This is a genomic window from Pseudomonas sp. S3_B08 (assembly GCF_054667725.1).
Genome location: NZ_CP162750.1, coordinates 5,025,119 through 5,043,914 on the forward strand (window position 1 = coordinate 5,025,119; position 18,796 = coordinate 5,043,914).

The window sequence follows — 18,796 nt, forward strand, 5'->3', positions numbered from 1 at the left end:
CTCCTGTTCAGCAGGCAATGAACGTCAGCGGCAGATCGCGGATCTGCACCGGTGCGCTCGGTTGGTAATGGTCATCACTGGTCAGCTCGTGCAGCAGTTCTTCGCGCAGCTGATGAAAGTCGTAACTGCTGCGCTGGCGCGGGTGCGGCAGGGCGATGTCGACCACTTGCTTGATCCGCCCCGGACGCGGCTCCATCACCACCACGCGATCGGCCAGAAAAATCGCTTCCTCGACATCGTGGGTCACCAGAATCGTGGTGATCTTTGCTCGTTCGCGGATTGCCAGCAGTTCGTCCTGCATTTGCTGGCGGGTCAGTGCGTCGAGGGCGCCGAAGGGTTCGTCGAGCAACAGGATTCGCGGGCTGGCGACGAGACCGCGAGCAATCGCCACGCGCTGCGCCATGCCGCCGGAGAGTTGATGCGGATAGGCCGCGGTGAAATCGCTGAGGCCGACCAGCTCGATAAAGTCTTTGATGCGTTGTTGTTTCTGCGCTCCGCTCAGCGGTTCATTGACCAGACCGAGGCCGATGTTGTCGGCGACCGTCAGCCACGGAAACAGACGATGTTCCTGAAAGACGATACCGCGCTCGCCGCCGATGCCGCTGACGGCCTTGCCATCGACACTGATCTGTCCGCGAAACTCGGTGTCGAGGCCGACCAGCAAACGCAGCAAAGTGGATTTGCCGCAGCCGCTGGAGCCGACGATGGCGACGAATTCGCCCTCGGCAATGTCCAGGTTGAATTCGCGAATCGCCTCCAGTTCGAAACCGTTGACGGCGAAGGATTTGCCTACGTGGTTGAAGCTGACAATCGGTGCGTTCATGCGTGTCTCCAGCGGGTCGCGCGAATTTCCAGGCGTTGGCCGATCAGGTTGAGCAGGGCGCCGGTGAGGCCGACCAGCAGCATGCCGGCCATGATCAGATCCATGCGCAACAGCTGCTGCGCGCCGATCATCTGGCTGCCGATGCCGCCATTGGACGGCATGAAATATTCAGCGCCGATGGTGCCGAGCCAGGCGTAGATCAGGCTCAATCGCAGCCCTGCGAAAATCCCCGGCGCAGCGCCGGGCAGCACCAGTCGACGCAGGCGCTGGCCGAGCCTCAGGCGCAGCACTTGCGCGGCTTCGTTGAGTTGCGGCGAGAGATTGGCGACGCTGCGCTGGGTGGCGACGAACAGCGGGAAGAAGGCGGCGAGAGCGACGAACACCCACTTGGCCAGTTCGCCGAGGCCGAACCACGCGGTGAGCAGCGGCACCCAGGCGAAAATCGCAATCTGCCGCAGTGCGGCGAGTGTCGGGCCGAGCAGGCGTTCGCTGAAACGCGACAGGCCGAGCAGCAAGCCCAGGGCGAAACCGAGGCCGCCACCGATCAGCAAGCCGCCCAGGGTGCGGCTCAGGCTCAGCGCCATGCCGTTGACCAGCGTGCCGTCGAGTAGTCCGTCCCGGGTCGTGCTCAGCACAGCCGCAGGGCTGATCAGAATATTCGCGTCGACCCACTGCTGATCATTGGCGTGTTGCCAGAGCGCCAACAAGCCCAGCGGCAACAGCCACGGTTGCAGGCGTTGCCAGCCCTGATAGCGCGGGCCGCGTGTGATGTGCGCGGTGGCCGGGTGCGGCCAGTGCACCAGTCTGCGGTCGAGCAGGCCGATGCCGCGATCCATGGCCACACCGATCAGACCGATGACCACGATGCACACGAACACGATGTCGAGCATGAACAGCTGCCGCGCCCAGACCATCAGATAGCCGATGCCTTCACTGGAGGCCAGCAGCTCGACCGCCAGCAACGAGGTCCAGCCGGCGGCGAGTGCCAGGCGCACGCCAGCCATGAACGCCGGCAGCGCAGCGGGAAGCACCAGACGACGAATCAGCAGACGCGGCGGCAGGCGCAACACGGCGGCGGCTTCGCGCAGTTTCGGTTGCGCATCGCGCACGCCAACCAGTGTGTGCAAGGTCACCGGCACCACAATGGCCTTGATCAGCACCACCAGTTTCAGCACTTCGCCGATGCCGAAGAACACCATGAACAGCGGAATCCACGCCAGCGTCGGCACCTGCGCCAATCCAGCGAATGTCGGAAAAACCAGGCGCTCCAGACGTCGACTGAAGCCCAGTGCGGCGCCAAGCACCGCGCCGGTCGAAACGCCTGCCAACAAGCCCCAGAACAACCGTTGCAGGCTGATCCACAAATGACTCCACAACTCGCCTTGGGCCAGTTCCACAGCGCTGCTCCACACCAGCGATGGCGCCGGCAGGATCTGCTCGCTCATCCACTGATTGCGCGCGGCCAGCCACCACAGGACGAACAGGCTGACGGGTAGCAGCCAGGGCAAAAGGCGTTGATTCAGGCTCGGCCAGGTGCGACGGCTTTTCAGCGGCGGCGCGGCCAGCGGCAGGCTGAGCAGAGATTGACGGGCCATGGGTGACCTCCGTTGTCGGGTTGCATGGCGAACCGCTTTTCATGTGGGAGCGAGCCTGCTCGCGAATGGCTGTTTCAGGCAGCACTGATGTCGGCTGGTATGGCCTATTCGCGAGCAGGCTCGCTCCCACACTGGGTTTCGTCATATATGAAACTGATCTAACAAAGTTGCGTTCGATGCTATCGGGAGATAAGCGAATCCATTTAAGGCTTGCCTGCTTACGCGCATCCAATGCATTCGAAGAATATTTTCGATGCTGTTAATGCATATCGCGCTGCACGCCGCACAACCACTTGCTTAGCTCATAAAGATATAAAAATGTGAATTTTTAGTATTTAAGCGAATGTAGCCAGTCAGCCTACTTTCGGCTCCTCAGCGATCAAGGAGCCGCACCCATGAACCTTCCCTTCAAACGAATCATCAGCCTGCTGGCCGCCCCGGCGCTTGCAGGCTTTCTTGCGCTTGGCGCCCAAGCCGAAGAACTCAAGGAAATCCGCATCGCCGTGCCCGACCTCAGCGCCGGCACTCAACACAGCGGCGGCGGCATCGTCGATGTGCTGCGCGATCAGCAGATCTTCGAAAAGGCCTTCGCCGAGCAGGGCATCAAGATCCAGTGGAGTTTCTTCAAGGGCGCCGGGCCGGTGATCAATGAGGCGTTTGCCAATGGGCAGGTCGATCTGGCCTATCTCGGCGATCTGGCCGCGATCATCGGCAAGTCCAACGGTCTGGACACGCGCCTGCTCAGCGCGACGGCGCGTGGGGTCAAGCAATACCTCGGCGTGGTGCCCGGCTCGGGGATCAAGACCCTGCAGGATCTCAAGGGCAAACGCGTGGCGATCTTTCGCGGGACGGCGACGCAGCTGTCGTTCGATGCGGCGCTCGCCAGTCAGGGCCTGAGCGAGAAGGATCTGAAGGTGATCAATCTGGATTTCAACGCGGCGGTTTCGGCACTCGCGGCCAAGCAGATCGATGCCTCGTGGGGCAGCTCCGCGCTGAGTGCCTTGCAAGCCAAAGGCCTGGCGGAATTGCCGCTCAACACCAAGGACCTTGGCGGCGCTGGCAGCGTGCAGGCGGTGCTGCTGGGTAATGGCAAGTTTGTCGACGCCCATCCTGAGGTCATTGCGAAACTGCTCAAGGCGCAGCAGCAAGCGGTCGAGTGGCTGACGCAGGACAGCAACAAGGACGCCTATGTGCAGCTGGTATCAGGGCTGGCCAGTTATCCGCCGGTGATTCTGGCTCAGGATCTGAAGGACCAGAATCTCAGTGAGATTTTCCCGTCGACACTGGATCCGGTGTTCTTGAGCGGCCTGCAGGACAAGGTCGACCTGGCGGCGCAGCAGAAGCTGATCCGCAAGCCGTTCAAGGTCAGTGATTGGGTGGCGCCTGAACTCTCAGCCGCCAAGCTTTAGATCTCCAGCGTCTTCGCTGCCCTCTTCGCGAGCAGGCTCGCTCCCACATTGGATGTGTACACAGGTCCTGTGTGGGAGCGAGCCTGCTCGCGAAAGGGTTTCAGACGGCGACGCTGACGTCCTGCCGATCCAACGCGATCAACGTCTCGATCATTGCCCTCGCTGCTGGTGATAGTCGAAACCCGGTGCGGCTGACGATGCCGCAGCGCGCGTTCATCGTTTCGAGGTTCTGCGGCAGGTTGCGCCAGTGCAGCAGCACCAGCGAGCCCTTGGCGACATCCTCGGCAAACGCCTCCTCGGTACCGACACCTATCGCATTGGATTGCAGCACCACTTTGACCAGTGCCGGAAAGTGCTCGGTCTCGATGGTCGGCGAGAAATCGATGCGCCCGCTCAGGTTCGCCAGCAGCTTGCGAATGCCCGGCGGGATCAGTGTGGCGGCCAGCGGGTAGTCGAACATGTCGTTGGTCGACAGGCTTTCCTTGGCCAGCAACGGATGCCCCGGCCGGCAGAAAAACACGCCGCGCTTGGGCGTCAGCGGTTGCGTCTGGAAATTCGGGTCGGACTCGAAATGGCGGATGTCGGCGATGAAGAATTCGATCTCTTCGCGGCTCAGCGCACGGCTGAGTTTTTCCCAGTTATCCACTTGAAAACAGGTGCGCACTTTCGGGTGCGCATTGATGAACTGCGCCACCGCATCCGGCACCAGTTTCACTGCCGGCGCCGGGCCGCAGCCGAAGTGCACTTCGCCAGCGTCGAGCTTGGTCATCTGCGTCACTTCGGCGCTGAGCAAAGCTGCGCCCTGCACCAGGCTCAGGGCGTGTTGCAGCACCACCTGGCCTTCGGGCGTAGGGCGCAGATCCTTGTTGCCGCGATCGACCAGCACGCAACCGAATTCCTGCTCCAGCCCCTGAATGCTGCGGCTGAACGCCGGTTGAGTGATGCCCATGGCGTCTGCCGCACGGACAAAACTGCGGTGTTCGTTAAGGGCGATGAAGTAGCGCAACTGGCGAAGATCCATATGCTTTTCCGGCATCCTAAAAATAGCTCGAAGGCATTTGCGACGAGGGTTGCTTGAGGTTTTAAATGCAAGCTCTTATTCCGTCAACGAAGCATGCGATTATCTATTAGATGTAAATGGAATATAGATAGAGCGTTGTTTCGCTGCCGTCAAAACCGCAAGCCGTCGATGAGGGTCTTCCCATGAGCAATGCCGCACTCGCTGTAAAACCCGTTTCTCACGCGCTGGAAATTCACCCGGTGGCCGGTCGTATCGGTGCCGAAATCCGCGGCGTTCACCTGTCCGGTGAGCTGGACGCCGCCACTGTCGAAGCCATCCAGCAAGCCTTGGTCGAATACAAAGTGCTGTTCTTCCGCGAGCAGACGCAACTCGACGATCAGCGTCAGGAAGCCTTTGCCCATCTGCTTGGCGAACCGGTGGCGCACCCGACCGTGCCGGTGCGTGAAGGCACTCGCTACCTTCTGGAGCTGGACGGCGCCGAGGGCCAGCGCGCCAATTCCTGGCACACCGACGTGACCTTCGTTGATGCCTATCCGAAAGCATCGATCCTGCGCTCGGTGGTTGCGCCGGCATTCGGCGGCGATACGCTGTGGGCCAACACCGCGACCGCTTACAGCGGTTTGCCGAGCGAGCTGCGTGAGCTGGCCGACAAACTGACCGCTGTGCACAGCAACGAGTACGACTACGCCGGGGCGAAGCCGGACGTCTCGGCAGAGAAGCTGGAGCGCTATCGCAAAGTCTTCACCTCGACCGTCTACGAAACCGAGCACCCGGTGGTGCGCGTGCACCCGATCAGCGGCGAGAAGAGCTTGCTGCTGGGGCATTTCGTCAAACGCATCAAAGGTTATTCACAGGCCGATTCGGCACACCTGTTCGGCTTGCTGCAGAGCCATGTGATCCGCCAGGAAAACACCGTGCGCTGGCGCTGGCAGGCTGGAGATGTGGCGATCTGGGACAACCGCTCGACGCAGCATTACGCGATTGATGATTACGGCACCCAGGATCGCGTGGTGCGCCGGGTGACGCTCAAGGGCGAGGTGCCGGTGGGGGTGAATGGGCAGCGCAGCCAGACCATCAAAGGTCGTGATTGAAGATCAAGAGCCCCTCACCCCAGCCCTCTCCCAGAGGGAGAGGGAGCCGACCGAGTTATCTCGCGTTATGCATCGACCTGAAAGACCTTATCGATTATGGATTCGGTGAAGCTGGATCAGGTCGGTGCACCTCTGAAATATCCCCCATTCAGTCCCCTCTCCCCTCCGGGAGAGGGTTAGGGTGAGGGGCTCTTCCCGCTACCAAACACCAATCTGAACAACCTTCTCGGTTTCCGGTTCGCCATAACGAAACCGCTGCCCGCGCAAATCGATCTCCGGATGGCTGATCGTCGTCCGCCGCTTCAACCCCCTCATCCACTCAAACAGATATCCGGCATGCTCCTCGCGCACCGCCGCGTATGCCGGGTCCTCACCCAGATCATTCAGCTCCTGCGGATCATTCAACAGATCAAACAGCTGCGGTCTAAACCCGTCGTACGCCAGGTATTTCCAGCGCTCGCTGCGCACCATGGTCATGCGGCAACGGTCGATCGGCTGGCCGAGACGTTCCCGCGCCGGGGCCTGGAAGGCGTAGTCGTATTCGCTGATTGCATAGCGGCGCCAATCGGGATTTTCCCCGTGCAGCAACGGGATCAATGAACGCCCTTCAAGCCGATGCTCTGCTGCCGGCAATCCCAGTGCTTGAAGAAATGTCGGCAGCGCATCGATGGTTTCTGCCAAGCGCTCATCGACAGTGCCGCGAGTGACATCCGCCGCCCCCCGAGGATCGCGCACGATCAACGGCACACCCACCGCCTGCTCCAGCAAAAACTCCTTCTCGCCGAGCCAATGATCGCCGAGGAAATCGCCGTGATCGCTGGTGAACACGATCAACGTGTCATCCCAGCGCCCGTTGCTCTGTAGAAAATCGAACAGTCTCCCCAACTGATCATCCACTTGCTTGATCAGGCCCATGTAGGTGGGGATTACATTCAATCGTACTGAATCGCGGGAGAAGTTGCGGCTTTCCTCATGTTGGCGAAAGGCAGTGTATACGGGGTGTTTGCTGGCTTCGGAGAGCGTCGCGCGGATCGGTTGCAGAATCGATTTCGTACTGTACAAGGCGTGGTATGGCGACGGTACGATATATGGCCAATGTGGTTTGATGTACGAGAGGTGTAAACACCAGGATTTCTCGCCTTGCTCAGCGATGAAGTCGATGGCCCGAGTTGTAGTGTAGACAGTCTCTGAGTGTTGCTCGGGAATTCGTGCTGGCAAATTCGCATGACGCATTTTCCAGCCGCTGAGGATTTCACCGTTCTCGCCTTCGGCGGCATTCGCCCAGTCGTGCCAGGGATTCTTGCCATCGAAGCCCTGCGCGCGCAGGTATTGGGTATAGGGCGCGGATTCGCGCTTGTCGTCGAATGACGGATCGTCGGGGTAGATGCCGTCGTGGCGCAGGTACGGTTCGAAGCCGACCTCATTGAGCAACTCGGCTTGCGCGCTTTGCGGGTTGATCGCCAGCCGCTGCAAGGCGTCGACATTGGCCGTCGCATGGGTCTTGCCGACCAGCGCGGTGCGGATGCCGTGAGGTCGCAGGTAATCGCCGATCGTCAATTCATCCAGCGGCAACGGCACCGAGTTCCAGGCCACTTGATGACTGCTGACATAGCGCCCGGTGTAGGCCGACATCCGCGACGGGCCGCAGATCGTACCTTGGGTGTAGGCACGGCTGAAACGAACGCCTTCGGCAGCGAGGCGATCGATGTTCGGTGTGTGCAGATACGGGTGTCCGTAGCAGGACAGGTAATCGCGGCGCAGTTGATCGCACATGATGTACAGCACGTTGCGCACGGGGTTGGATGGGGTGGGCATGGAGTTCACCGGTCAGTGGGACAGGTGAGGGTTTTCGCTGTCGGTGAGGGTGTTCGGCAAGTGCATTTGGGGAATGAGTTTTATGCAGGGTATGCATTGGTGCCTGCGCTGCCGCTATCGCCGGCAAGCCAGCTCCCACATGTAATGGGGGGTTCACATTATTTGTGCTCGGCGTGAACCATGTGGGAGCTGGCTTGCCAGCGATAGCGGTGGATCAGACAGCGAGATTCTGCAGCGAACAAACCTCCTCATCATGCTGATCAATCTCTTTGATCTGCTCGATCATCGCTTCGGCTAACGGTGACAACCGATACCCGGCGCGGCTGACAATCCCATAGCGGGTGTACAGCTCCTCCAGATCATCCGCCAGGCCTTCGATCTTCAAACAGACCAGCTCACCCTTGGCCAGATGCAGCGCATCGGAATACGCGCCGACAATTCCGATCGCCTCCGAACGCAGCACCACGCTCAACAGCGTCGAGCCGTTTTCGCATTCCACATTCGGGGTGAAATCAGGGCGGCCGCTGAGGTCGACGATGACCTTGCGCAGGTTCGGCGGGCGGATGCTGACCGCCAGTGGATAACTCAGCAATTGCTCGGCAGTGATGCGTTCAAACGCCGTCAGTGGATGCCCGGCGCGGCAGCAGAAATGCCATTTGCGTGCCCGCAAGCGGTAGGTCTGGTAATCCGGATCGGCCTCGAATTGCCGGGTATCGGCGACGAAGAATTCGAACTCTTCGCTGAGCAGGCGTTTGCTCAGGCTCTGCCAGTCATCGACCAGAAACTGTACGCGCGCTTTCGGGTAGCGGCCGATGAACGCGCCGATCGCGCGGGGGATCAATCCAGCGGCTGGCGCCGGCCCGCAACCAAAGCGCAATTCCCCGGCCTCGAGGCCATTGAACTGGCTGATCTCATTGGCCATCTGCTGCGCACCGCTGACCAGTCGCCGCGCATGTTCGAGCAGCACATGGCCCTGTTTGGTCGGCGGCAATTCCTTGCGCCCACGGTCGACCAACTGGCAGCCGACGCTGTGTTCCAGTGCTTGGATGCTGCGGCTGAATGCCGACTGCGACAGGTTCACCGCCTGCGCGCCAGCGACAAAGCTGCGTTGCTCAACCAGAGCGATGAAGTGACGCAATTGGCGCAAGTCGATATGCATTTTTCACATAAAAAATATCCGGGAAATGCATTGGATATGCATTAGGTCGACTCCTTATAAAGGCAATCTCTTATGCAGTAAATATTTGTAAATCCATAAATAAATAACTGAAAAGAATATGCAGCACTGAAGATGTCTGTGTGTTTTTTGACCAGGAGCCGCGCCATGAGTCCGTTGAATCTCGCGTTACCCCCATCTCCCCGACGGCTCAAACGCCTGCCTTTGGCGCTGTTGCTGGCAGGCAGCGCCAGCTGGACTCACGGCTATGCCGCCGAAGCCGAAACCCCTCCGCCCGTCCCCGCAGACACAGCGGCGGCCAACGGTTCGCAGCTGGAAACCGTGACCGTCACCACGCGCCGCCGCGAAGAAAGTTCGCAAGACGTGCCGACGCCAATGAGCGTGGTCAGCGGGCAGAATCTGGAGACGCAACGGGTTTACCGGATTCAGGATTTGCAGCAACTGGTGCCCAGCGTCAACGTCGCTTACATGCATGCGCGGCAGTCCAGCGTGTCGATCCGTGGCCTCGGTAACAACCCGGCCAGTGATGGCCTGGAAGGCAGCGTTGGCCTGTACATCGACAACGTTTATCTGGGCCGTCCGGGTATGGCAGTGTTCGACTTGATGGATATCGAGCAGCTTGAGGTCTTGCGCGGGCCGCAGGGCACGCTGTTCGGCAAGAACACCACCGCCGGGGTCATCAATATCAGCACCCGCGCGCCCAGTTTCACGCCTGAGCGCAGCATCGAAACATCGGTCGGCGAGGACGGTTATTTCCAGACCAAGGGCACGATTTCCGGGCCGCTCAACGATCAACTGGCCGGGCGCTTCTCGGCGTATCGCACGCGCAGTGACGGTGACATCAAGAACGAATATGACGGCCACGACCTCAACGGCGGCTCCCGCGAGGGCTTCCGCGCGCAGCTGTTGTTCAAGCCCAATGAAAATTTCAATCTGCGCTGGATCGGCGATTACAACGAAGAAGATTCCAGTGCCGGCACCCGCGTGCTGTACAACACCGGGCCGACCATCAACGGCGTCAATCTGTATGAATCGCGGGCCAGCGCGGCCGGGGCGACGCTGGTCAACGGCCGGCATCGCAAGGTCAATCTCGACAATGACCAGCACGTCACCGTGCATCAGGGCGGCACGTCGGTGGAAGCCAACTGGACGTTGCCGAGCGACTTCACCCTGACCTCGGTCAGTTCGTATCGTTTCTGGAATTTCACCCCGCGCAACGACGATGGCCTCAACGTGCCGGCCAGTTACAACGCCGGCCTGTCGGTGGAAGACAAACAGTATTCGCAGGAATTTCGCCTGGCCTCGCCCAAGGGTGAGTTCTTCGATTATGTGGTCGGCGCCTACTATTTCGGCTCGGATCTGGACAACAAATCCTTCTCCTATTACGGCCCGCAGGCCGACATCTGGAATGGCACACCGGCGGGCAGCCTGGCCAACGTCACCAGCATCGGCAACGGCCATATCCAGACCGACAGTTTCGCCCTGTTTGCCCAAGGCACCTGGCACCTGAGCGAGCGGCTGGATTTCACCGCCGGGGTGCGTGGCACCTACGAGGAGAAAAACGCCTCGGTCAGCCGCAACGCGCCGCTCGGTGGCGTGGCGGTGGCGGGTGCGGCAGCCAATGCGCGTCGCGGCCGTGCCGGCGTCTACGATTCCGGAGACTTGAATCAGTACAGCTCCAGCCCCTCGGGACTGCTCAACCTGAGCTATCGCATCACCGACGATGTGCTCGGTTACGCCACGCTGTCCCACGGCGAGAAATCCGGCGGGGTCAACCTTGCGGTCGGCTCCGCACCTACCGCTGGCGCCGACTCGTTATTGATCGGCACCGAGCGCGCCAACAACGCCGAACTCGGCTTCAAAAGCACCCTGTGGGATCGCCGCCTGCAACTCAACGCCAACGTGTTCTGGACCCAGGTCAACGCTTACCAGACCAACGCCTACGACGCCGCCAACCGCGTGCAATACCTGACCAACGCAGGCTCGGTGCGCTCGCGCGGCATCGAGTTCGAAAGCACCTTGGTGCCGCTGCGTGGCCTGACCCTGAATTTCAACGGCTCCTATAACGACGTCAGCTACCTTTCGTACAAGGATGCGCCATGCCCGCCGGAAGTCAGCCAGGCCCCGGGTGCGCCGGCCTCCTGCGATCTCAGCGGCCATCAAGTGGTCGGCGCGTCGAAATGGATCGGCAACGCCAACGGCGAATACAAATGGAATCTGGATAACGGCTTCGAACCCTACGTCACCGGCAGCTATGCGTTTCGCTCCAAAGCGGTGGGCACGGTCGAGGATTCCGACTACGGGCAGATCCCCAGTTACGCGGTGGTCAACTTCTCTACCGGCCTGCGCGGCGATTTCAATCAGGGCCAGTGGGACGTCTCGCTGTGGCTGAAAAACGCCTTCGACAAAACCTACTACACGACTCTGTGGACCGGCGGCAACGGCGGCTATGAAGGCCTGCTCGGCACCCCGCGAACCCTCGGCGTTACCGGTCGCTACGACTTTTAATTGAGCTTTCAAGGCGCTGACCTGGACATGGCCGTTCAACCAATCCTCAGCGGCGCCGGCAAGCAGACGCAGCTGATCGACAGCGACGGCGGCAATCGCGCCTAACATCGGCATTCAGCGAACCAAAACCAGCCTTTTAAGGCGTTAACGGATGCCGTAGCCGAATACTTTTCATGCCGTAAAAGCATGGCGTTTATGGCAGATCGCTGCAGCCCTTGTAGTGCGCGGCTTCGGTAAAAACGGACGATTTGTATATTCCTTGAAGGCCTATGGATAACGTTAAAGATTACTTTCGGTGATAAGCGTCCACAGCCAATGATTGCCCCATCGACTACGCCGTGGGGGCTTCAAGAATGGCGGGTCGATCGCTTTGGCTCGTAGAACGGAAAGAGACCGCAGGGAGTTGAACAATGGGCAATGTCCAGACCGCCGCCAGCGCAGGGGAATTGCTGTGGCGGCACACGCCGAGTGGCGAACTGGTCGATCTTGGCCGGCCGCACCGGGTGCCGTTGGGGCAGTTGCGTTTGCAGCGTGCGCCCAAGGGCATTTTGAGTCGGCGCGAAACCCTTCTGCTCGGTGTGCTCGCGTTGATTGTGCACGGTGCGGTGATTTATTGGGTCAGCCAGAAACCGACGCCGGTGCTGCCGGTGGTACCGCCGGAAATTCCGCCGATGACCATCGAGTTTTCACGCCCGGCTCCGCCCGCGCCGCCGGTTGTGGTGGCGCCACCACCGGCGCCCGTGGTCGAGCCGCCACCGCCAGTGGAGGACGAGTTGGCGGTGAAACCGCCGCCGCCCAAGCCGATCGCCAAACCCAAACCGGTGGTGAAACCGCCGCCCAAACCGGCGCCGAAGGCAGTAGAGCAACCGCCAGCGCCAGCGAAACCCGCAGCCCCGGTCGCCGCTCCAGCGCCTCCTGCGCCACCGGCACCGGCGCCTGTTACTCCGGCTTCAGCCAACGCTGCGTATCTGAAAAATCCGGCGCCGGAATACCCGTCGCTGGCCCAGCGGCGCGGTTGGGAAGGCACGGTGTTGTTACGGGTGCATGTGTTGGCCAGCGGCAAACCGGGCGAGATCCAGATTGCCAAAAGCAGTGGTCGGCAACAGCTCGACGATGCGGCGCTGAATGCCGTCAAGCGCTGGAGTTTCGTCCCGGCCAAGCAGGGTGATGTCGCCCAGGACGGCTGGGTCAGCGTGCCCATCGATTTCAAGATTCATTAAACCGAAACCAAATTCGCGCGAAACGTTTACACGAGGGAACACATCATGACGTTACTGGCATCTCCACTGGAATCCATCGAAAGCGCGGTGATCTGGCTGCTGGTGGTTTTTTCCGTTGCCACTTGGGGCCTGGCGTTGCTCAAGGCTGTGCAGTTCGGTCGTCTGAAAGCGCAGGATCGGCGCTTTCACAAACGTTTCTGGGCGGCGTCGAGTCTGGATGCCGCGGCAGAGTTGAGCGAAACCCAGCCCGGCGCCGCAGCGCGAGTGGCGCAGGCTGGCTATGCAGCGATCCAGGTGGGCGAGGCGCCGCAGGCGAATGATCTGAGCCAGGCGATCAACCATCAGGATCGCCTCGAGCGTGCCTTGCGCCAGCAGATCGTCCGCGAACGGCGTTCGCTGGAAACCGGTCTGGCGGTTGTCGCGAGTATCGGCAGCACCTCGCCGTTCATTGGTCTGTTTGGCACGGTGTGGGGAATCATGGAGGCCTTGAAAGGCATCAGCGCCGCCGGTTCGGCGAGCCTGGAAACGGTGGCCGGGCCGATCGGTGCGGCACTCGTCGCGACCGGCGTGGGGATCGCCGTCGCGGTGCCGGCGGTGCTGGTTTACAACTACTTTTTGCGCCGTCTGAAACTCACGGCGGCGGATCTCGACGACTTCGCCCACGACTTCTACAGCCTGGCGCAGAAGAGCGCGTTCCGCGTGCTGATCCACCCGACCGCACACAAAGTGGCAACGTCGGGCAACGCGGCAAAAGTGAAGGAGGCGTCCTGATATGGCCTTCTCCACGCAAGACACGGATGAGGTGCTCAGCGAAATCAACGTGACGCCGCTGGTAGACGTGATGCTGGTGCTGCTGGTGGTGTTTATCGTCACCGCGCCGCTGCTGACCAACGCGATCCCGATCAACCTGCCGAAGACCGAAGCGGTGGCGCCGGTCGAGCAGAAGGACCCGCTGGTGGTGAGCATCGACGGCGCCGGCAAACTGTTTATCAACAAGGACGAGATTCAGCCCGACTTGCTCGAATTCAACCTCAAGTCGGCCAAAGCCAAGGACCCGGAGGTGCGCGTGCAATTGCAGGCCGATGACGGGGTGAATTACGGCGAAGTGGCGCGAGCCATGGCTTCGATCGAACGGGCGGGGATTACCAAGTTGTCGGTGATTACTGCGCGGTAACAGATTTTCGTTTTTCCGGGGCCGTCTCCTTGGCAGGGTGCGGCCCTTTTTTTGCGTTCAGTTTTTGAAAAGCCCCTCACCCTAGCCCTCTCCCGGAGGGGAGAGGGGACTGACCGGGTTGTCTGGCGGCTATACACCGATATGAGAAATCCAGTCGAACTCAAGATTTGAAGAGCCTGAAGATCAGCTCCCTTTCCCCCTCGCTCCTTGGGGGAGAGGGCTGGGGTGAGGGGGAAGAATCTCACGCCCTACACAGATCACATATTCGATACAGGTCTTAATAAATAGCTTCTTATTCCTTAACGAATATAACTCCTCTCCCTATACTCGACCCGGAACAGACACGACGCAGGAGAGCTTCCCCATGCGCAACGAATCAATCCGCTACCTGATTGTGCCGGGCTGGCAAGGATCGCCAGAAGATCATTGGCAAAGCCATTGGCAGAACAGCCTGCCGAACAGCGCACGGGTGGAACAGGCCGATTGGCTGACGCCGCGTCGTGAGGACTGGGTCGCCGCGCTGGCCGAAGCGATTGCCGCCGACAGCACGCCGGTCATTCTCATCGCTCACAGCCTCGGTTGCATCACCGTTGCCCACTGGGCGGCGACAGCGCCGTTGCAATACCTGCGTCAGGTGCGCGGGGCGTTGCTGGTTGCGCCGGCCGATGTCGAGCGTCCTGCATGTGCGCCGGCACTGCGCAACTTCGCACCGATTCCGACCGATCTGTTGCCATTCCCCAGTCAGGTCGTCAGCTCCGACAACGACGCCGCCGTCAGTGCCCCGCGCGCGCTCGAACTGGCACGTAACTGGGGGGCAGAGGCGGGGATTCTTGCCGGTGCCGGGCACATCAACGTCAAGTCCGGGCATCAGCGTTGGGAGCAGGGTTTCGCCTATCTCTATCGCCTGCAAAACCGCCTGGAAGACCACGCCCGCCGTCGCGCCTGATCTAATTTTTCAACGCCCCCGTCGGCTGGCGGTTTTGGGCGGGAGCCTACCATGAGTTTTGAAACCTTCGGTCAGCCCTTGCTGACCTTTCCCGATGCGGAAAAGAGCCCCCTGAGCATTCGCGCCAAGGCGCTGGTGTTCGTCGACCCACGCTCGCGGCAATTGCGCGAGGAGTTGGAGCAGTTGGCTCCCCGTTCGATTTCAGTGTTGATTCGCGGTGAGACTGGCACCGGTAAAGAGCTGCTCGCCCGGCATATCCATCGCGCCAGTGACCGCAGCGGTCTGTTCGTTTCGGTGAACTGCGGCGCGATCAGCCCGACCTACGCCGACGCCGAACTGTTCGGCTACGCCGCCGGCAGCTACAGCGGTTCGGCCAGCAGCCGCGCCGGCTGGTTCGGTTCGGCCAACGGCGGCACCTTGTACCTGGATGAGATCGGCGATTTGCCGCTGCCGATTCAGGTCAAGCTGCTCGCGGCGCTGGAAAATCACGAAGTCACCCGCGTCGGTGCGCATCAGCCGAGCCCCGTGGATGTGCGTCTGGTGGCGGCGACCAGCATCGATCTGGCCCAGGCCGTGGACGCCGGGAAATTTCACGAGCGGCTCTATCACTATCTCAGCGAGGGTCATCTGGAGCTGCCGGCGTTGCGCGCGCGGACCGGCGACATCCTCTCGCTGGCCGAGTATTTCCTTGGCATCTACAGCCAGCGTCTGGACCTGCCCGTGCCGCTGATCAGCGAAGCCGCGCAACATGTGCTCGAACAACACGGCTGGCCGGGCAACACCCGCGAACTGGAAAACGTCATCCACTTCGCTCTGCTGGTCAGCACCGGCGACGAGATCCTGCCGGAACATCTGAACCTGCCTGACGCGTCTGCGCCGCAGGTTCAGATCGAACGTCTGGTGAGGCAGACCCACATCGGCGGTAGCAGTGCAGAGCGTAAGGCCTTGAAAGATTGGCTGATTCGCTTGAGCGAGGCGGTATAAGCATTTTCTTCAGCATGAACAAAATGGAATATGAAGCTGAATAAACGTTATTGTCCGGGAATAAAAAATCCGGGTATTGTCCGCCTCACGCCAGCGATATCACTTCACTGGCACACGTATTAAATGCCGTCGTCGATGACGACCGTGATTTTCGATAAGGACACTGCATGAAAAAGGTTCTGTTGTTTACCGCATTGGCGGCTGCGCTGACGGCTTCTTTCGCCAACGCCGGCGAGAAACTGGTGGTTGCCGCAACGCCGGTGCCCCACGCTGAAATCCTTGAGCTGATCAAACCGACCCTGGCCAAAGAAGGCGTCGATCTGGAAATCAAGGTCTTCACCGACTACGTGCAGCCGAACGTACAGGTTGGCGAGAAGCGTCTGGACGCCAACTACTTCCAGACCAAGCCGTATCTGGACAGCTTCAACCAGGGCAAATACAAGGATGACAAATCCAAGTACCTGGTGACCGTGCAGGGCGTACACGTTGAACCGTTCGGTGGCTACTCGAGCAAGTACAAAACCTTGGCTGAACTGCCGGATGGCGCCACCATCGCCATCCCGAACGAAGGCAGCAACAGCGGCCGTGCGCTGATCCTGCTGCAGAAGGCCGGTCTGATCGAACTGAAAGATCCGAAAAACGCTCTGGCAACGCCGAAAGACATCGCCAAGAACCCGCACAACTTCAAGTTCAAGGAACTGGAATCGGCGCTGCTGCCGCGCGTGCTGAAAGAAGTTGATCTGGACATGATCAATACCAACTACGCGCTGGAAGCCAAGCTCAACCCGCAGAAAGATGCGCTGGTGATTGAAGGCGCTGACTCGCCATACGTGAACTTCCTGGTGGCCCGTGAGGACAACAAGAACAGTGACGCGATCCAGAAACTGGCCAAGGCCCTGACCAGCCCGGAAGTCAAAGCCTTCATCGAGAAGAAGTACAGCGGCGCGGTATTGCCGGCGTTCTGATCTGACGCTTGAGTGAATCCGCTTCAGACGTGAAAACGCCGATGGCCAGTGATGGTCATCGGCGTTTTTGTGTGTCTTGAAAAGCCCCTCACCCTAGCCCTCTCCCAGAGGGAGAGGGGACCGATTGGGGGATGCTGTAGAGGCCCGCCGACCTGTTCGTGCGTCGCTGAATCCATAATCGACTCGGTTCGTCAGGTCGATGTACGACGAAAGACACCACGGTCGGCCCCCTCTCCCTTCGGGAGAGGGTTGGGGTGAGGGGCTTTCGACTTACGCTGTAGTCTTCAACGCCCGGCGCAACGCCCTGAGCAATTTCACAATGTCCTGCGGATCCAGCCGCTGCGGCACTTTTACGTCCATGTTGTTCTTCCTTGTGGTGGATGGGCCGGAGAGTCTGGCCAAAAGCTGTGGGTCCTTGGAGGTCTTTCCTGAAAAAAAGATCCGTCCTACAGCGCAAGGAAAAATAGCCGTCTTATTCCTTCCCGGCAAACCCGCAGAATAATGTTTAAGCGAGATGAATGTGGGCAGCCCAGATGGGCTAAGCAAAATTCGGTCACCCAATATGTGCGCAAAGAGCTGAGTGATGACACCCGGCCTGAGAGTGTGATTGGTGAAGGGGGCAAGTGGTTGGGGTGATTGCCCGTTGGATCAGCGGTGAGGCTCGCCCCTCACCCCAGCCCTCTCCCAAGGGAGAGGGAGCCGATGTCTGGGCTTTTCAAAATCAGGTTCGACTTCAGGCTTTCAGGTCGGCGTAACTCTCGCAAACAACTCGGTGAAGTCCCCTCTCCCTCTGGGAGAGGGTTAGGGTGAGGGGCTTTTCGCTGGCACCCTCAATCCGGCCAATGCCACGCCGGCTCATCCAGCACCCGCTGCCCGACGATCCCGGTTTGCCCCAGCGTCTTTTCCAGCACGATGCAATTGCATTCCGGGTCTTCCTGCAACGCCGAGATCAATCGTCGCGCATGTGACACCACCCACACCTGACACTGCTCCGAAGCGCGAATGATCAGCCGCGCCAGCGCCGGCAGCAGGTCCGGGTGCAGGCTGGTTTCCGGTTCGTTGAGCACCATCAGCGATGGCGGTCGTGGGGTCAGCAGGGCGGCGATCAGCAGCAGATAACGCAAAGTGCCGTCCGACAGTTCTGCCGCTGACAGCGGTCGCAACAAGCCTTCCTGATAAAACTCGATAGCGAAACGCCCACCGGCCAACAGTGCGATATTCAGCCGCGCGCCGGGAAACGCATCGCTGATCGCCGCGCTCAGTGCTTGCGGATCGCCAATCTCGATAATTGTCTGCAAGGCCGCCGCCAGATCACGGCCATCGTGGTGCAGGACGGGCGTGCGCGTGCCCAGTTGCGGCTGACGCACCGGCGCGTCGGCATCGCTGCGAAAGTGATCATAAAAGCGCCAGCGCCGGATGAATTCGCGCATCTGAAACACTTCCGGCGAGCTGCGCAGATTGCCGACCTGATCGAACAGGCTGTCGAAGTTCGGCGTGTGTTGCGCCAGCACATCCCAGGCGCGACCTTCACGGGCGCGGATCATCGGGCCGTTGCGGTCGACCAGCAGGCTCGCCGGGCGAAACACCGGGCCGGCCCAGATGCACTCACGCTTGATTTCCGGGTCGAGGGAAAAGCATGAAGTGCTCGGCTCCGGCAGGCCCAGGCCGATGGCGTAACTGAAGTCCTCGCCGGCGAATCCCAAGCGCAACCTTTTCACGCCTTGGCGCACCGTCGGCTCGATCGCCACCTCACCGTTGCGCATGCGCCGGCTGATGGTTTCCGGCCCGGCCCAGAACGTCGATTCCAGCCCGCCCTCACGCGCCAGCGCATTGACCACACCGCCCTGGGCGGTTTCCGCCAGCAGGCGCAAGGCGCGGTAGAGGTTGGACTTGCCGCTGCCGTTGGGCCCGGTAATCAGGTTCAGGCGCCCGAGCGGAATCACCAGTTTGTTGATCGAGCGGTAATTGGCCACGGCCAGGGTGTTGAGCATGAAATCCTTCTCCGGGTCACTGCGATACGCGGGGAGCATACCTTTAATGAGATAAATCTGGTGTTGGCGTCCGCAAC

At 60.5% G+C, this 18,796-nt stretch carries 15 protein-coding genes; 9 read left to right on the top strand and 6 right to left on the bottom strand.

All coding sequences use genetic code 11. The annotated features are described in order from the left end of the window. Positions 1 to 7 precede the first annotated feature (7 nt). Together AB4N73_RS22765 and AB4N73_RS22770 are read right to left on the bottom strand one after the other, a co-directional pair. Positions 8 to 823: an ABC transporter ATP-binding protein gene (locus AB4N73_RS22765; RefSeq protein WP_041477445.1), complete on the bottom strand. Its 816-nt coding sequence runs from the start codon at positions 821 to 823 to the stop codon at positions 8 to 10. Further along, the gene (locus AB4N73_RS22770) at positions 820 to 2,418 is read right to left on the bottom strand and encodes an ABC transporter permease (protein ID WP_460142577.1); all 1,599 of its coding nucleotides are present in this window, start codon (positions 2,416 to 2,418) and stop codon (positions 820 to 822) included. Before AB4N73_RS22770 ends, AB4N73_RS22765 begins: the two co-directional genes overlap by 4 nt. A 395-nt stretch (positions 2,419 to 2,813) precedes the next feature. Between AB4N73_RS22770 and AB4N73_RS22775 the strand changes: the two genes are divergently transcribed. Beyond that, complete coding sequence (locus AB4N73_RS22775) at positions 2,814 to 3,827, top strand: ABC transporter substrate-binding protein (RefSeq protein ID WP_252877226.1); 1,014 nt, start codon at positions 2,814 to 2,816, stop codon at positions 3,825 to 3,827. Positions 3,828 to 3,927: 100 nt separating this feature from the next. On the opposite strand, the gene AB4N73_RS22780 is transcribed toward AB4N73_RS22775, so the two are convergent. Then, positions 3,928 to 4,848: a LysR family transcriptional regulator gene (locus tag AB4N73_RS22780; protein ID WP_095181123.1), complete on the bottom strand. Its 921-nt coding sequence runs from the start codon at positions 4,846 to 4,848 to the stop codon at positions 3,928 to 3,930. 182 nt (positions 4,849 to 5,030) lie between these two features. On the opposite strand from AB4N73_RS22780, the gene AB4N73_RS22785 reads away from it, so the two are divergent. Beyond that, a complete protein-coding gene (locus AB4N73_RS22785) occupies positions 5,031 to 5,939 on the top strand; it encodes a TauD/TfdA dioxygenase family protein (RefSeq protein WP_056787022.1) in 909 nt (302 codons plus the stop codon). Between the two features lie 198 nt (positions 5,940 to 6,137). On the opposite strand, the gene AB4N73_RS22790 is transcribed toward AB4N73_RS22785, so the two are convergent. Together AB4N73_RS22790 and AB4N73_RS22795 are read right to left on the bottom strand one after the other, a co-directional pair. Beyond that, positions 6,138 to 7,754: an alkaline phosphatase family protein gene (locus AB4N73_RS22790; protein WP_150637876.1), complete on the bottom strand. Its 1,617-nt coding sequence runs from the start codon at positions 7,752 to 7,754 to the stop codon at positions 6,138 to 6,140. Between the two features lie 214 nt (positions 7,755 to 7,968). Further along, on the bottom strand, positions 7,969 to 8,913 hold the full coding sequence (locus tag AB4N73_RS22795; protein WP_041477451.1) for a LysR family transcriptional regulator: 945 nt from the start codon (positions 8,911 to 8,913) through the stop codon (positions 7,969 to 7,971). A 165-nt stretch (positions 8,914 to 9,078) separates the two neighbouring features. Between AB4N73_RS22795 and AB4N73_RS22800 the strand changes: the two genes are divergently transcribed. The 7 genes from AB4N73_RS22800 (at position 9,079) to AB4N73_RS22830 (ending at position 16,728) form a co-directional block, all read left to right on the top strand. Then, positions 9,079 to 11,439, top strand: a complete 2,361-nt coding sequence (locus AB4N73_RS22800; RefSeq protein ID WP_460142578.1) for a TonB-dependent receptor — start codon at positions 9,079 to 9,081, stop codon at positions 11,437 to 11,439. Between the two features lie 410 nt (positions 11,440 to 11,849). Beyond that, positions 11,850 to 12,659: an energy transducer TonB gene (locus tag AB4N73_RS22805; RefSeq protein ID WP_252879223.1), complete on the top strand. Its 810-nt coding sequence runs from the start codon at positions 11,850 to 11,852 to the stop codon at positions 12,657 to 12,659. Between the two features lie 45 nt (positions 12,660 to 12,704). Then, positions 12,705 to 13,430: a MotA/TolQ/ExbB proton channel family protein gene (locus tag AB4N73_RS22810; RefSeq protein WP_041477454.1), complete on the top strand. Its 726-nt coding sequence runs from the start codon at positions 12,705 to 12,707 to the stop codon at positions 13,428 to 13,430. Position 13,431: 1 nt separating this feature from the next. Beyond that, positions 13,432 to 13,833 (top strand): ExbD/TolR family protein, encoded by a 402-nt coding sequence (locus AB4N73_RS22815; protein ID WP_007972930.1) that lies wholly within the window; start codon positions 13,432 to 13,434, stop codon positions 13,831 to 13,833. Positions 13,834 to 14,197: 364 nt separating this feature from the next. Then, entirely contained in the window at positions 14,198 to 14,779 is a 582-nt protein-coding gene (locus tag AB4N73_RS22820) for an alpha/beta hydrolase (protein ID WP_041477456.1), read from the top strand. 51 nt (positions 14,780 to 14,830) lie between these two features. Further along, entirely contained in the window at positions 14,831 to 15,763 is a 933-nt protein-coding gene (locus AB4N73_RS22825) for a sigma 54-interacting transcriptional regulator (RefSeq protein WP_095181118.1), read from the top strand. 167 nt (positions 15,764 to 15,930) lie between these two features. Then, the gene (locus tag AB4N73_RS22830; RefSeq protein ID WP_041477458.1) at positions 15,931 to 16,728 is read left to right on the top strand and encodes a MetQ/NlpA family ABC transporter substrate-binding protein; all 798 of its coding nucleotides are present in this window, start codon (positions 15,931 to 15,933) and stop codon (positions 16,726 to 16,728) included. Between the two features lie 830 nt (positions 16,729 to 17,558). On the opposite strand, the gene AB4N73_RS22835 is transcribed toward AB4N73_RS22830, so the two are convergent. Further along, positions 17,559 to 18,719 (bottom strand): AAA family ATPase, encoded by a 1,161-nt coding sequence (locus tag AB4N73_RS22835; RefSeq protein WP_041477653.1) that lies wholly within the window; start codon positions 18,717 to 18,719, stop codon positions 17,559 to 17,561. Positions 18,720 to 18,796 lie beyond the last annotated feature (77 nt).

Coding starts and splice junctions, on each gene's coding strand:
- AB4N73_RS22785 (WP_056787022.1), top strand. CDS start 5,031: ATGAGCAATGCCGCACTCGCTGTAAAACCCGTTTCTCACGCGCTGGAA.
- AB4N73_RS22765 (WP_041477445.1), bottom strand. CDS start 823: ATGAACGCACCGATTGTCAGCTTCAACCACGTAGGCAAATCCTTCGCC.
- AB4N73_RS22830 (WP_041477458.1), top strand. CDS start 15,931: ATGAAAAAGGTTCTGTTGTTTACCGCATTGGCGGCTGCGCTGACGGCT.
- AB4N73_RS22820 (WP_041477456.1), top strand. CDS start 14,198: ATGCGCAACGAATCAATCCGCTACCTGATTGTGCCGGGCTGGCAAGGA.
- AB4N73_RS22780 (WP_095181123.1), bottom strand. CDS start 4,848: ATGGATCTTCGCCAGTTGCGCTACTTCATCGCCCTTAACGAACACCGC.
- AB4N73_RS22795 (WP_041477451.1), bottom strand. CDS start 8,913: ATGCATATCGACTTGCGCCAATTGCGTCACTTCATCGCTCTGGTTGAG.
- AB4N73_RS22800 (WP_460142578.1), top strand. CDS start 9,079: ATGAGTCCGTTGAATCTCGCGTTACCCCCATCTCCCCGACGGCTCAAA.
- AB4N73_RS22825 (WP_095181118.1), top strand. CDS start 14,831: ATGAGTTTTGAAACCTTCGGTCAGCCCTTGCTGACCTTTCCCGATGCG.
- AB4N73_RS22775 (WP_252877226.1), top strand. CDS start 2,814: ATGAACCTTCCCTTCAAACGAATCATCAGCCTGCTGGCCGCCCCGGCG.
- AB4N73_RS22815 (WP_007972930.1), top strand. CDS start 13,432: ATGGCCTTCTCCACGCAAGACACGGATGAGGTGCTCAGCGAAATCAAC.
- AB4N73_RS22810 (WP_041477454.1), top strand. CDS start 12,705: ATGACGTTACTGGCATCTCCACTGGAATCCATCGAAAGCGCGGTGATC.
- AB4N73_RS22770 (WP_460142577.1), bottom strand. CDS start 2,418: ATGGCCCGTCAATCTCTGCTCAGCCTGCCGCTGGCCGCGCCGCCGCTG.
- AB4N73_RS22835 (WP_041477653.1), bottom strand. CDS start 18,719: ATGCTCAACACCCTGGCCGTGGCCAATTACCGCTCGATCAACAAACTG.
- AB4N73_RS22790 (WP_150637876.1), bottom strand. CDS start 7,754: ATGCCCACCCCATCCAACCCCGTGCGCAACGTGCTGTACATCATGTGC.
- AB4N73_RS22805 (WP_252879223.1), top strand. CDS start 11,850: ATGGGCAATGTCCAGACCGCCGCCAGCGCAGGGGAATTGCTGTGGCGG.